Origin of the sequence: Sphingomonas sp. (genome assembly GCF_035714405.1) — a bacterium.
Classification (GTDB): Bacteria; Pseudomonadota; Alphaproteobacteria; order Sphingomonadales; family Sphingomonadaceae; genus Sphingomonas.
Map to the genome: position 1 here is coordinate 601,635 of NZ_DASTMA010000018.1, position 13,071 is coordinate 614,705.

Annotated in this window: 14 protein-coding genes and 1 tRNA gene; 9 read left to right on the plus strand and 6 right to left on the minus strand. The window is 67.5% G+C overall.

The genetic code is table 11. The features are described from left to right. Positions 1-4: 4 nt before the first annotated feature. Positions 5-1,765: a DNA mismatch repair endonuclease MutL gene (gene mutL / locus VFQ64_RS09770; protein ID WP_325103093.1), complete on the minus strand. Its 1,761-nt coding sequence runs from the start codon at positions 1,763-1,765 to the stop codon at positions 5-7. Positions 1,766-1,844: 79 nt separating this feature from the next. Here mutL and VFQ64_RS09775 point away from each other — a divergent pair, with 79 nt between their 5' ends. The 6 genes from VFQ64_RS09775 (at position 1,845) to VFQ64_RS09800 (ending at position 7,703) form a co-directional block, all read left to right on the plus strand. Further along, positions 1,845-2,921 carry a rod shape-determining protein gene (locus VFQ64_RS09775; protein WP_414712887.1) on the plus strand — a complete coding sequence of 359 codons (1,077 nt, stop codon included), beginning with the start codon at positions 1,845-1,847 and terminating at the stop codon, positions 2,919-2,921. Between the two features lie 134 nt (positions 2,922-3,055). Next, positions 3,056-3,916 (plus strand): rod shape-determining protein MreC, encoded by an 861-nt coding sequence (gene mreC, locus VFQ64_RS09780; protein ID WP_325103095.1) that lies wholly within the window; start codon positions 3,056-3,058, stop codon positions 3,914-3,916. Next, positions 3,913-4,425 (plus strand): rod shape-determining protein MreD, encoded by a 513-nt coding sequence (gene mreD, locus VFQ64_RS09785; protein ID WP_325103096.1) that lies wholly within the window; start codon positions 3,913-3,915, stop codon positions 4,423-4,425. Before mreC ends, mreD begins: the two co-directional genes overlap by 4 nt. Beyond that, positions 4,422-6,434, plus strand: coding sequence for a penicillin-binding protein 2 (gene mrdA, locus VFQ64_RS09790; RefSeq protein ID WP_325103097.1), 2,013 nt, complete (start codon positions 4,422-4,424; stop codon positions 6,432-6,434). The genes mreD and mrdA overlap by 4 nt, the downstream gene beginning before the upstream one ends. Continuing rightward, positions 6,431-7,552 (plus strand): rod shape-determining protein RodA, encoded by a 1,122-nt coding sequence (rodA, locus tag VFQ64_RS09795; RefSeq protein WP_325103098.1) that lies wholly within the window; start codon positions 6,431-6,433, stop codon positions 7,550-7,552. Before mrdA ends, rodA begins: the two co-directional genes overlap by 4 nt. A 75-nt stretch (positions 7,553-7,627) precedes the next feature. Beyond that, positions 7,628-7,703, plus strand: a tRNA-Lys gene (locus VFQ64_RS09800). Between the two features lie 4 nt (positions 7,704-7,707). On the opposite strand, the gene VFQ64_RS09805 is transcribed toward VFQ64_RS09800, so the two are convergent. Further along, on the minus strand, positions 7,708-7,848 hold the full coding sequence (locus VFQ64_RS09805) for a hypothetical protein (protein WP_325103099.1): 141 nt from the start codon (positions 7,846-7,848) through the stop codon (positions 7,708-7,710). A gap of 99 nt (positions 7,849-7,947) precedes the next feature. Between VFQ64_RS09805 and acs the strand changes: the two genes are divergently transcribed. Both acs and VFQ64_RS09815 read left to right on the plus strand, forming a co-directional pair. Further along, entirely contained in the window at positions 7,948-9,879 is a 1,932-nt protein-coding gene (gene acs / locus VFQ64_RS09810) for an acetate--CoA ligase (RefSeq protein WP_325103100.1), read from the plus strand. Between the two features lie 33 nt (positions 9,880-9,912). Continuing rightward, positions 9,913-10,872 carry a nitronate monooxygenase family protein gene (locus VFQ64_RS09815; protein WP_325103101.1) on the plus strand — a complete coding sequence of 320 codons (960 nt, stop codon included), beginning with the start codon at positions 9,913-9,915 and terminating at the stop codon, positions 10,870-10,872. Here the strand turns inward: VFQ64_RS09815 and VFQ64_RS09820 are convergent. Both VFQ64_RS09820 and VFQ64_RS09825 read right to left on the minus strand, forming a co-directional pair. Next, positions 10,869-11,330, minus strand: a complete 462-nt coding sequence (locus VFQ64_RS09820; RefSeq protein WP_325103102.1) for a DUF1465 family protein — start codon at positions 11,328-11,330, stop codon at positions 10,869-10,871. The two genes, VFQ64_RS09815 and VFQ64_RS09820, sit on opposite strands and share 4 nt — an antisense overlap. Positions 11,331-11,402: 72 nt before the next feature. Beyond that, the gene (locus VFQ64_RS09825; protein ID WP_325103103.1) at positions 11,403-11,600 is read right to left on the minus strand and encodes a YdcH family protein; all 198 of its coding nucleotides are present in this window, start codon (positions 11,598-11,600) and stop codon (positions 11,403-11,405) included. 167 nt (positions 11,601-11,767) lie between these two features. Here VFQ64_RS09825 and VFQ64_RS09830 point away from each other — a divergent pair, with 167 nt between their 5' ends. Then, positions 11,768-11,923, plus strand: coding sequence for a YdcH family protein (locus tag VFQ64_RS09830; RefSeq protein WP_325103104.1), 156 nt, complete (start codon positions 11,768-11,770; stop codon positions 11,921-11,923). A 19-nt stretch (positions 11,924-11,942) separates the two neighbouring features. On the opposite strand, the gene VFQ64_RS09835 is transcribed toward VFQ64_RS09830, so the two are convergent. Next, a complete protein-coding gene (locus VFQ64_RS09835) occupies positions 11,943-12,308 on the minus strand; it encodes a PilZ domain-containing protein (RefSeq protein ID WP_325103105.1) in 366 nt (121 codons plus the stop codon). Positions 12,309-12,409: 101 nt separating this feature from the next. Then, complete coding sequence (gene dksA / locus VFQ64_RS09840) at positions 12,410-12,862, minus strand: RNA polymerase-binding protein DksA (RefSeq protein WP_414712892.1); 453 nt, start codon at positions 12,860-12,862, stop codon at positions 12,410-12,412. Between the last annotated feature and the right edge of the window lie 209 nt (positions 12,863-13,071).

Genomic DNA, 13,071 nt, shown 5'->3' on the forward strand with positions numbered 1-13,071 from the left:
CCGCTCAACGTCGGCCGAACAGCTTCTCGATATCCCCATGCGCCAGCTTGACCCAGGTCGGGCGGCCGTGGTTACATTGGCCCGACCGCGGCGTCACCTCCATCTCGCGGAGCAGCGCGTTCATCTCGGCGACCGCGAGCACCCTGCCCGCGCGCACCGATCCGTGACATGCCATCGTCGCCGCGACATGGTCGAGCCGCTCCCGCAAGGATAGCGCCTCGTCAAAGGCGGCCAGTTCATCGGCCAGGTCCGTGACCAACCCGGCCGGGTCGCCGCCGCCGAGCAGCGCCGGTGTGGCGCGGACCAGTACCGCGCGCGAGCCGAAACGCTCGATCTCCAGCCCGAACTGCGCCAGTTCGGCGGCGCGTGCCTCCAGTCGGTCGCAGGCGGGTTCGTCCAGCTCGATCACCTCGGGAATCAACAACGCCTGCGACGGCACGACTCCGCCTGCCATCGCCGCGCGCATCCGCTCCAGCACCAGGCGTTCGTGGGCGGCGTGCTGATCGATCAGGACGAGCCCGTCCTCCGCTTCCGCGACGATATAGGTCTTCGCCACCTGCCCACGCGCGACGCCGAGCGGGTGGGCGGCGCTGGAGGGCGGCGGCTCGACCGCCCGCTCCGCTCGCGCCTGTGGCGGCGGGGTGAAGAAGGTCGGGCGCGCCTCACGGACGAGCGTCCCGTAACGCGCCGCCTCCTGCTCCGAACGGCCCTCCTGGGAGTACGGCGCGGTTTCGCTCCGGAACAGGGCCGTCACATCGACCGTCGGCCGCTGGACGCTGCGATGGCCCGCCTCATCCAGTGCGCGGCGCAGGCCGGAGACCACCAGCCCGCGCACCAGCGGCGGATCGCGGAAGCGGACCTCGGTCTTGGCCGGATGGACGTTCACGTCGACGTCGCCCGGCGCCATGTCGAGGAACAACGCCACCACCGCGTGACGGTCGCGCGGCAGCATCTCCGCATAGGCACCGCGGATCGCGCCGAGCAGCAGCCGGTCCTTCACCGGACGGCCGTTGACGAACAGATACTGGTGATCCGCGACGCCCCGGTTGAAGGTCGGCAGGCTGGCGACGCCGCCGAGCAGCATGGTTTCGCGCGCCAAGTCGATGGGCACCGCGTTGTCGGCCAGCGCGCGGTCGGTGAGCGCCGCGACGCGCGCGGGGCGATCCTGCACGCCCGGAACGGTCAACACGCGGCGCCCGTCATGCTCGACCGAGAAGGCGACCTCCGACCGTGCCATCGCCAAGCGACGCACGGCGTCGAGGCAGGCGGCATATTCGGAGCGGCCGGAGCGCAGGAACTTGCGCCGTGCCGGGACGCGGGCGAACAGCGCCTCGACGACGATGCGGGTTCCAGGCGGAACGGCGGCGGGGCCGTCCGCGACCACATGGCCGTTGTCGACGACACGGCGCCAGCCCTCGCCCCCTAAGACGCGGCTTTCGACCGTCAGCCGCGCGACGCTGGCGATGGAGGGCAGCGCCTCGCCCCGGAACCCGAGGGTACAGACCGCCTCGATAGCCTCATCGGGCAGCTTTGAGGTCGCATGACGCTCCAGCGCCAGCGCCATGTCGGCGGCGGTCATGCCGCAACCGTCGTCGGCAACCTCCAGTCGGTCGATGCCTCCGTTCGCCAGCACAATGGCCACGCGAGTCGCGCCGGCATCGAGCGCGTTTTCCACCAGCTCCTTCAACGCGCTGGCGGGTCTTTCCACCACTTCGCCCGCCGCAATGCGATTGACCAGATGCTCGGGCAGGCGGCGTATTGACACAGGGCAAGCCCTAGCCCAATCGGCCTCATCCCGCGACCCCGTTGACGAGGCGCACACCCGAACCGGCGGTGGGCGGGGGATGCGAACGCCCGTTTCATCGGATCAGATCTTGGCCAATCCCTTTTCTCGATTCTTCAAGATCATGTCTCACGACATGGCCATCGACCTCGGCACCGCCAACACGGTGGTCTATGTGCGGGGGCGCGGCATCGTCCTCAACGAGCCATCGGTGGTGGCGGTCGAGACGATCAACGGCGTCAAGCGGGTCAAGGCGGTCGGCGACGACGCCAAGCTGATGATGGGCAAGACTCCGGGCTCGATCGAGGCGATCCGGCCGTTGCGCGACGGCGTCATCGCCGACATCGACATCGCCGAGGAGATGATCAAGCACTTCATCCGCAAGGTGCACGGCCCCCGCCGCTTCGCGCGCTGGCCGGAGATCGTGATCTGCGTACCGTCCGGCTCGACCAAGGTGGAACGCCGCGCGATCCGCGACGCGGCGTCCAACGCCGGCGCCAGCCAAGTCTTCCTGATCGAGGAGCCGATGGCCGCCGCGATCGGCGCCGACATGCCGGTAACTGAGCCGATCGGGTCTATGGTGGTCGACATCGGCGGGGGCACGACCGAGGTTGCGGTCCTCTCGCTGCGCGGGCTCGCCTACACCACGAGCGTACGCGTAGGCGGCGACAAGATGGACGAGGCGATCGTCTCCTATATTCGGCGCAACCACAATTTGCTGATCGGCGAAGCGACCGCCGAGCGGATCAAAATGGAGGTCGGGATAGCCCGGCCGCCTGCCGACGGGATCGGCCAGGTGATTCACATCAAGGGCCGCGACCTCGTCAACGGCGTGCCCAAGGAGATACAGATCAACCAGGGGCAGATCGCCGAAGCGCTGAGCGAGCCCGTGGCGACGATTGTCGAGGGCGTGCGTGTGGCGCTTGAGAACACCGCGCCGGAACTCGCGGCCGATATTGTCGACCAGGGCATCGTCCTGACCGGCGGCGGCGCGCTGCTGGAGGGGCTGGACGAGGTGCTGCGCGACGAGACTGGGCTGCCGGTTACCGTTGCGGAGGACCCGTTGACTTGCGTCGCGCTCGGCACCGGCCGTGCGCTGGAAGATCCGATGTTCCGAGGCGTGCTGTTGACCGGCTAACCTGGTGTCAGTAGTTTTCCGGTAAGCGCCGGAGCCCAGTTGCGAAACGGCCGACAGCGAATGCCCGCCCTCACCTCTTTCAGCCTCCCGAACATGGGCGCCCGCCCGCGTCCGGGTGCCTGCGAGGACGGCTGATGGTCGGCCGCGCCCCGGACCGGCGGATCGGCTTCTCGCGTCGCCGGCAATATGGCGTGTTCGCGGGCTATGTGCTGGCGATCGCGGGCGCGCTGACCGGCGCGGTGCTGCTGGTGCTGTCCACCTTCAACCCGCCCGCCTTCTCGGCGCTGCGTATGGCAACGGCGAGCGTCACCACGCCGGTGTCGTCGGGCCTGAACGCCGTGGTCGGCTTCTTCGCCGGTGTCCCCGGTTCGATCACAGACCATTTCGCGGTCCGGGCAGAGAACCGGGCGCTGAAGGCGGAGATCGCCCGCAACCGCCAACTGCTCAGCCGCGCACGCGTCATTCATTACGACAACCGCCGGTTTCGTGCACTGTTGCAGCTGCGCGATCGCTCGGCCGAGCCGGTGACCACGGCTCGATTGGTCAGCTCCACCGGCTCGTCCGGCAGGCGTTTCGCGCAGCTGAATGCCGGCCGTCTCGCGGGCGTCCTCCCCGGCATGCCGGTGCTCGGCCCCGAGGGCCTGGTCGGTCGCGTCGTGGAGACTGGGCCGGCGGTCGCCCGTGTCCTGCTCATCACCGACGCCGAGAGCCTGGTACCCGTCCGCCGCACTCGCGACGGCCTGCCGGCGATCGCGGCAGGGCGAGGCGACGGCGCGGTCGACATCCGATCGGTCACCACCAACGTCCGCTTCGGCGCGGGCGACGTGTTCGTGACGACCGGCACCGGGGGCATCTATGCGCCGGGAACCTATGTCGCGCGAGTGGAGACGGCGGGGGTTGATAGCGCCCTTGCTCGTCCCTTCGCGCATCCCGACGGGCTCGACTACGCGCTGGTCGAGAAGCCCTTCACGCCCATGCTGCCGCCGCGGCAATGAGCGATACCCGCTCCGCGCCGCTGGCGCCGCCGCCGCCGAGCCCGCCGGTCCGGGCGCTGCCGTGGCTGACCGTGATCACCGGGTCTCTCCTGACCGCTTTGCCGATCGTCGCGACGGTGCCGCTGCTGCCGCCGTTCGGGCTGCTGGTGCTGCTCGCTTGGCGGCTGCTCAACCAGCACGCGCTTCGCCGCTGGGCAGCCGCGCCGCTGGGTCTGTTTGACGACCTCGTCAGCGGCCAGCCTCTCGGCTCCGCGGTACTGCTGTGGAGCTTGGCATTCCTTCTGATCGAGCTGATCGAGCAGCGGCTGGCGTTTCGCGACTATTGGCAGGACTGGGTGATCGCGACCGGGCTGATCGCGTTCTGTGTGATCGGCGGCCGTGTGATCGCGGTGCCGCTCGGCGCGCATGTTGATACCACCATGCTGCTGCAAGGCATCGCCGCAGCGCTGCTGTTCCCGGTCGCGACGCGAGTGGTCGCCTGGGCCGACATCAAGCGGTCGGCGGCATGATGCGCAACGACCGCATCGTCACTGCCGCCACGCAGGCGTACAGCTTCTCGAGGCGCGCCTGGCTGCTCGGCACCGCGCAGGCGGGCATCGGCGCGTTGCTGGCGACGCGGATGGGCTGGCTCGCGATCGCGGAGAACCAGCGCTACAATGATTTGGCGGAAAGCAATCGCGTCAACACGACGCTGATCCCGCCGCGACGCGGATGGATCGTCGATCGCAACGGCGCCGCCATCGCCAACAACCGAACCGACTTTCGCGTCGACATCATTCCGGAGCGATTGGAAGATCCCGAGCGCGTGCTGCAGTCGCTGTCGCGACTGCTGGGACTGCTGCCCGAGGATGTCGACCAGATCAGAACCGATCTGAAACAGGCTACCGGCTTCCAGCCGGTGCAAGTGGCGGAGAATATCGGCTGGGAACGCTATGCGGCGGTGTCGCTGCGACAGCCCGAGCTGCCGGGCGTGGCGCCGTCGCGGGGCTTCTCCCGCGCCTATCCCGCCGGCGCGGCGGTCGCGCACCTCACCGGTTATGTCGGCGCCGCCAATGCCGAGCAGTACAAGGCAACCAAGGACCCCCTGTTCGTCACCCCCGGTTTCAAGCTCGGCAAAGACGGGCTGGAGAAAACGCTCGAAGCCAAGCTCCGCGGCCAGCCCGGAGCCAAGCGCGTGGAGGTGACCGCCCGCGGCAAGCTGGTCGCCGAGCTCGCGACCCGGCCCGATCGGCCGGGCGCCAGCCAGCGCCTGACCATCGACGCCGGCTTGCAGGAATATGCAGCACGACGGCTGGGCGAGGAGTCGGGTTCGGTCACTGTTTTCGACTGCCGCACCGGGCACATCCTGGCGATGGTCTCGATGCCGGCCTACGACCCCAACATGTTCTCGGACGGGATCAGCCGCGGCGAGTGGCGTATGCTGTCGGAGGACGACCATCTGCCGCTGATGAACAAGACGCTGCAGGGGCTGTATCCGCCGGGGTCGACCTTCAAGCCCGCGACCGCGTTGGCGGCGTTGGCGGGCGGGGTCGATCCGGCGCGCGTGATCTATTGCAGCGGCGGCTATCGCCTCGGTAACCGCCGTTTCGGCTGTCTTGCCAGCCACGGGCCGATGACGATGCACACGGCCATCGCGCGCAGCTGCAACACCTATTTCTACACCGTCGGGCGCGAGGTCGGGATCAACCGCATCGCAGTCGCCGCGCGCGCGCTCGGCTTCGGTGCCGAGCACGAGCTGCCCTTCCCGTCGCAACGTTATGGCACCATTCCCGACGAGGCGTGGAAGCTGCGCCGCTACAAGCAGGAATGGACGCAGGCCGATACGCTCAACGCCGCGATCGGTCAGGGGTATGTGCTCGTCAGTCCGTTTCAACTCGCGCTCTCGGCTGCACGGGTCGCGTCCGGGCTTAAGGTTGACCCGGTGCTGCTCTACGGCGCGCCCCGCACATTCCAGCCGCTGCCCTTCCCAACCGAACATCTCGCGATCGTCCGCGCTGGCATGGACGAGGTGGTCAACGGTCACGGCACCGCTGGCGCCTCGCGGCTGCTGCTCGACGGCATCCGCATGGGCGGCAAGACCGGCACCGCGCAGGTCCGCCGCATCAAGGACCGGTTTCGCGGCCAGGGCGGCGAGTGGAAGTACCGCGACCACGGCCTGTTCGTCTGTTTCGCGCCCGTCGAGAACCCCCGCTATGCCGCCTCGGTGGTCGTCGAACACGGCCTCGGCGGCGCACGCGCGGGCGCGCCTGTGGCCAAGGACGTGCTGACTTGGCTGTTCGACCGCGACCAGGCGACCAAGCGCCTCGCGGCGCTGGAGACCGGCTGGGGCGGCGACATCGCAACCCGGATGGCCGCGAAGTCGGAGGCGTGGCGGATCGCGCAGGCCGCCCCTGCCCCGCCGGTTCCGGTGGACCCCGCCGGAGCGGCCGAGAACGCGTCGACCGCCGCCGCCAGCAACCTGGTCGAGGCGACCGAGCGCAACGCATCCGCCCCCGGTGCGGCGGATGTGGCGCCATGAGGGGCGTGGGCCTCGTCCCGGAGCCATTGGCGCAGCTGCCTTGGAGGATCATCCTGCTGGTCCTTGCCATCGGCGGCTTCGGCCTGGTGGTGCTGTATTCGGCCGCCGGCGGGAGCCTGCGACCCTGGGCGCTGTCGCAAGGCATCAAGCTGGTCGTATTCCTCGGCGGCGCCATCGTCGCTTCGCGTGTGCCGGAGAGCTGGTGGAAAGCCGGCGCCTGGCCGGTTTATGCCGGCATCCTGATCGCGCTGATCGGCGTCGAGTTGCTGGGCGCCGTCAAGGGTGGCAGCCAGCGCTGGCTCGACCTAGGCTTCATCCGGATACAGCCATCGGAGCTGATGAAGCCCGCCATCGTGCTCGCGGTCGCGCGCTTCTACGACATGCTGCCGCCCAACGAGATCCGCCGCTGGGGGGCAATCTGGCCCTCGGCGGTGCTGATCGGCCTGCCCTTCGTGCTGGTGATGACCCAGCCCGACCTCGGCACCGCGCTGATGATCGGGGCGGGTGGTGCCACCGTGATGTTCCTGGCGGGCATTCCGTTACGGCTGTTCGCGGGCGGCGCGCTCTCGGTCGCGGTCGCCGCGCCGTTGGCGATCAACTTCCTGCTGCACGACTATCAGCGCAACCGCATCCTGATCTTCATGGACCCCGAGAGCGATCCGCTCGGGACGGGTTATCACATCAGCCAGTCCAAGATTGCGATCGGCTCGGGCGGCGTCTGGGGCAAGGGCTATCTCAACGGCACTCAGAGCCATCTCGACTATCTGCCGGAGGGCCATACCGACTTTGTCTTCGCGACCATGGCGGAGGAATGGGGACTGATCGGCGGCTGTCTGCTGATCCTCGCCTTTATTCTCGTTATCCGCTGGGGGCTGGATGTCGGCCAGCGCGCCGAAAGCCGTTTCGCCCGGCTGACGGCGGCCGGGCTGGCGACGACGATCTTCTTCTATGTGGCGATCAATCTCGCGATGGTGATGGGCTTGGCGCCGGTGGTCGGTATCCCACTGCCGCTGGTCAGCTTCGGCGGCTCGGCCTCGATGACGGTGATGCTGTGCCTCGGTATCCTGATGTCGATCGATCGCCAGAACCGGCGCGCGGGTCGGCGCGGCGGCTTGTAAAAAGAGTTTGCACACGGCGCGCCCGATGCTAACGGCCCGCTTCCGATCGCGGGAGCGGCGCTCCCGATCGATCATGGACGCATAGCTCAGTTGGTAGAGCAGCTGACTCTTAATCAGCGGGTCCTTGGTTCGAGCCCAAGTGCGTCCACCATTGTTCAGCCGGTGTAGAACACCCAGGCGCCGACGCCTCGGCCGAAGCTGGCCAGGGTGGCCCACAGATCCTGAACATGAACGCCTTCATAGGCGATCAGGTCGATCCCTAGGAGCACGATCAAAGCAAAGATCATGGCTTTCATCGCTTGATGTTAGCAGATGAAGGTCAAGCGATCCCCTCTGCTTCCCCCACCGCCTGCCAACCGTTACCCTCGCCGTCGTCATGATGCCCGAGGCTTTAGATGATTGATCAGACCTTTTCGGTCCCTGCCGCTTGGGCCGCCGACGCGCGGGTCGATGAGGCCGAGTATGCGCGGTTGTACGAGCGGTCGGTCAGCAATCCGGGCGCGTTCTGGCTGACGCAGGCGGAGCGGTTGCAATGGTTGCGGCCGCCGATCATCGCGGGCGACTGGTCGTTCGGCCGGCAGGACTTCCACATCCGATGGTTTGAGGATGGGGTGCTCAATGCCTCCGCCAACTGCCTTGACCGTCACCTCCTTGCGCGTGGCGATGCGGTCGCCCTGATCTGGGAGCCGGACGAGCCGACGGAGGAGCCTCGCCGCTTCACCTATCGGGAGCTCCACCGCGAGGTGTGCCGCTTTGCCAACGTCCTCAAAGGACAGGGCGTAGCCAAGGGCGATCGGGTGACGATCTACCTGCCCATGATCCCGGAGGCAGCCTTTGCGGTGCTCGCCTGCGCCAGGATCGGTGCGATCCACTCGGTTGTATTCGGGGGGTTCTCTCCGGAAGCGCTGGCCGGGCGGATGGAGGATTGCGGCTCGAGGATCGTCGTGACCGCCGACGAGGGCCGTCGCGGCGGCAAGCGCATTCCGCTCAAGGCGAATGTCGACGCGGCGGCGGAGCGGGTCGACATTGAGCGCGTGATCGTGGTCCGCGCGACCGGCGCAGCCGTGCCGATCCATCCGCGCGACCGCTGGTATCACGAGGCCGCCGCCGACGTGGCCGACGACTGCCCGCCCGAGCCGATGGCCGCCGAAGACCCTCTCTTCATCCTCTACACCAGTGGCTCCACCGGCAAGCCCAAGGGGGTGATGCACACCACCGCCGGCTATCTGCTCTGGGCCGCCTGCACGCACGAATGGTGCTTCGACTATCGACCTGGCGACGTCTGGTGGTGCGCCGCCGATATCGGTTGGGTGACCGGGCACAGCTACATCCTCTACGGCCCGCTCGCGAACGGTGCGACGACGCTGATGTACGAAGGCCTGCCGAATTGGCCGGACGCCAGCCGCATCTGGCAGATCGTCGATCGCCATCAGGTCCATACCGTCTTCACCGCGCCGACCGCGCTGCGCGCGCTGATGAAGGAAGGCGATGCGCCGGTTCAGGCGACCAGCCGTGCCTCGCTGAAACTGCTGGGCACGGTCGGGGAGCCGATCAACCCGGAGGCGTGGCGCTGGTATCATGCGGTGGTGGGCGAGGGACGTTGCCCCGTGATCGACACCTGGTGGCAGACCGAGACCGGTGCCGCGATGATCGCCCCGCTCCCAGGCGCGACCCCGCTCAAGCCAGGATCGGCGACCCGGCCGCTGCCCGGCGTGGTGCCCCAGATCGTCGACGAACAGGGCGACGTGCTGACCAAAGCGGCGATCGGCAACCTCGTCATCAGCCAGAGCTGGCCCGGTCAGATGCGCGGGGTCTGGGGTGACCCCGACCGGTTCTTCCAGACCTATTTTACCACCTACGAAGGCAAATACTTCACCGGCGACGGCTGCCGACGGGATGAGGACGGATATTACTGGATCACCGGTCGGGTCGACGACGTCATCAACGTCTCGGGGCACCGGATGGGCACGGCGGAGATCGAGTCGGCGCTGGTGCTGCATCGGCAGGTCGCCGAGGCCGCGGTGGTCGGCATGCCACACGACGTGAAAGGTCAGGGTATCTACGCCTATGTGACGCTCAACGCGGGCGTGGAAGCGAGCGAGGAGCTGCGCGGCGAACTGCGGTCCTGGGTGCGCGAGCAGATCGGGGCGATCGCGACCCCGGACGCGCTGCAGTTCGCACCCGCGTTGCCCAAGACGCGGTCGGGCAAGATCATGCGCCGCATCCTGCGCAAGATCGCCGAAGGCGAGATCGAGGGCTTGGGCGACACGTCGACGCTGGCCGACCCGGCGGTCGTGGACGAGCTGGTCGCCAGCCGCATCGGCTAGACAGACGGATCGGTTGCGTTACACAACGCGGTCATGCTTCCAGCCATTTTCGATCGCCTAGCGCTGCCCGTGATCGGGTCGCCCCTGTTCATCATCTCGGGCCCGGAGCTGGTGATCGCGCAATGCAAGGCGGGGATTGTCGGCTCCTTCCCCGCCCTCAATGCGCGGCCGCAAACGTTGCTCGACGAGTGGCTGCACCGCATCACCGAGGAGCTGGCCGCGCACAATCGCGATCATCCTGACCGCCCGGCTGCCCCGTTCGCGGTCAATCAGATCGTCCACAAATCCAATGATCGGCTCGAAGCCGACATGGAAACCTGCGCCAAATGGCAGGTGCCGATCGTCATCACGTCGCTAGGTGCGCGCGAGGACCTGAACACCGCCGTGCACGGCTGGGGCGGCATCACGCTGCACGACGTCATCGACGATCGTTTCTCCCGCAAGGCAATCGAAAAGGGCGCGGACGGACTCATCGCGGTCGCGGCCGGGGCTGGAGGTCATGCCGGTCGGCTTTCGCCCTTCGCGCTAATCCAGGAGATCCGCCAATGGTTCGACGGGCCGCTTGCGCTGTCCGGTTCGATCGCTACCGGCGACGCGGTGCTGGCCGCACAGGCGATGGGCGCGGATTTCGCCTATATCGGCTCGCCTTTCATCGCCACCGAAGAGGCCAATGCGGAGCCAGGCTATAAGCAGGGCATCGTCGAGGGTCGCGCGGCCGACATCGTCTATTCAAACCTGTTCACGGGCGTCCACGGCAATTACCTGCGGGGCTCGATCGAGGCTGCCGGGCTCGACCCCGACAATTTGCCAGAGGGCGACCTTAAGACGATGAACTTCGGCGGCGGTAACAGTTCAAAAGCCAAGGCCTGGCGCGACATCTGGGGTTCCGGCCAGGGCATCGGCGCGGTGGACCGCATCGAGGCGGTCGCGGTCCGCATTCAGCGCCTCAAGCGCGAGTACGACGCCGCGAAGGCGCGACTGCTCGCCCTTTAGAAGGCGAGCGCGAGCCGCTCCTGCATTGACCGCGCCGGGCTGTCGCCAACGATGCTAGGTACCTGCGCAAGGTCGAGCCGAGCCACGCGACGATGGAGGTCTGCGCTCGTCTCGATCAGCGTTTGGGCCCGAGCTGGCAGCACCGCCAACGCGCGACGATCGGACATGGGCGGGTCGCCGAGCCGGCGCGAGGGGTGCAGCGCGTCGCTTGGCAGCAATTCGCCCGCATCGACCGCGCGCTGGGTCAGCAGCCACGCGATGACGTGCATCAGTCGGGTCGTCACCTTCAGCGACTCGCAGGAAAAGCTCACACGGTCGAGCGGGTCGAGTGCTTCGCGCTCGATGCGACCGACCTCCTCGAAATAGCTTCGCGCCTCGTCCGCCAGCAGCATAGCCTCCACATGGAGCGAGTCGATCAGGCGCCGGTGAAGGCGGGTATCGCGGGCTTCGGCGTGCATGGTTGTTGTCTGCCACAAGCCCGAACCGCTCGCCAGCAGGGGACGTCGGGAACATCGTCCCACGGCGGGCCGTCAGGCGATGATGTCGGGGATCAACTGGTCTTCGAGCATAGAAATCTCATCCTTGAGACGGAGCTTGCGCTTCTTCACGCGCGCGATCTGGAGCTGGTCGAGCGCCCCGGCCTGCGCCAATGCCGCGATTGCGGCGTCGAGGTTGCGGTGCTCGGTCTTCGCCGCCTCCAACCGCTGTCTGATCTGTGCCTCGTCCACTCAACCCCCCCACCCCGCCGCCGCCATAGCGCCCCCGCCTGGCGGCGCAAACGGGTCGTCGCACTCAGCGACTCAGGTCGTCGCAAGCCGCGAAAAGGAACGCGACTTTAACCCCCGCTGGTGGTTTATTGGCTTCCCCTAACCGTCAAGCAGGAGACCCTTCCGCCATGCCGACGACCCACCAAGCAGCGCTGGAGACCAAGCACGCCGTTCTCGATCGGCGGATCGCGGAGGAGACGCACCGGCCGCTGCCCGATGGCGCGGTGCTGGCGAGCCTGAAGAAGCAGAAGTTGCGGTTGAAGGAAGAGCTGACCGGCCTGTGATCGATCCGGCCGCGGCGCGTCAGCGTCGCGTCCGCACCATCAACGGTTTTGCGAACGCGGGCGTGGTCTTGCCGACGCCCACCGGCTTGCGCGCGCGAGCCGGGTCGATCGGATGGTCCAGCGCGATGCCGAGCCGCCCCTCGGTCCACCACGCAACGCTGCCGGTCATCTCGCCCAAACCACGCATCTCCAGCGCGACCGGGGTGCCCGGCTCCACCACCTGCTCCAGTTCGGCCATGAGCCCCCCGGAGGACAGGTTACGCACCCGCACCTCGTGGACGACGTCGCTGCTACCGATCCTCAGCCGTGCGGAGAGGAACAGGCTGTCGCGCTTGCGGGCGCGTTTGCTGGTGGCGATATCGACCGCGGCGGCATCGTCCCTCATAAATCGCCGCTGCCGTCCATCGAATCCCGGTTCCGCTCTCGATTGTTCGCAGGAGCGGCATACACGCCGGAAGCTTAGCGAAACGCTAAGCCTGTCGGTGCTTAGTCCTCGCGACTGACCTTTTCGTGCCGTTCGTGACGCTCCTGCGCCTCCACGGTCATGGTGGCAATCGGCCGCGCCTCGAGTCGGCCGAGGCTGATCGGCTCGCCCGACACCTCGCAATAGCCATAGTCGCCCTCGTCGATCCGGCGCAGCGCGGCGTCGATCTTGCAGATCAGCTTTCGCTGGCGGTCGCGGGTACGGAGCTCGATAGACCAATCGGTTTCGCTCGACGCGCGGTCGGTCAAGTCGGACTCCCGCAGCGAGTCCACCTGCAGCTGGCTCAACGTGTCCTGCGACTCGCGCAGGATGCCTTCTTTCCATCGCAACAGCTTGGAGCGGAAATACGCCTGCTGACGCAGGCTCATGAACGGCTCGTCCGGTGACGGGCGATAACCCGGCTCGGCATCGTTGGCAGCGATGAGATCGGTCTTCGAATCAACGCAACTGAACATAGTAGCCATGTTCGCTCTCCCAACGGCCCGCTGGCGGTGATCACGCCACCGCCCGTCAGGCCGCCCCCTGGAGCGCGCCTATAGTCAGGCCTTTACCACCCGACAAGCGAGCTCACACAGATCAACAACTTGCTTTTCCACTGTCTCTACAATGCACCACCGGCGATCTCGACCGCCTGCCCCGCTCGCGAACCGTCCCAGCGTGGTAC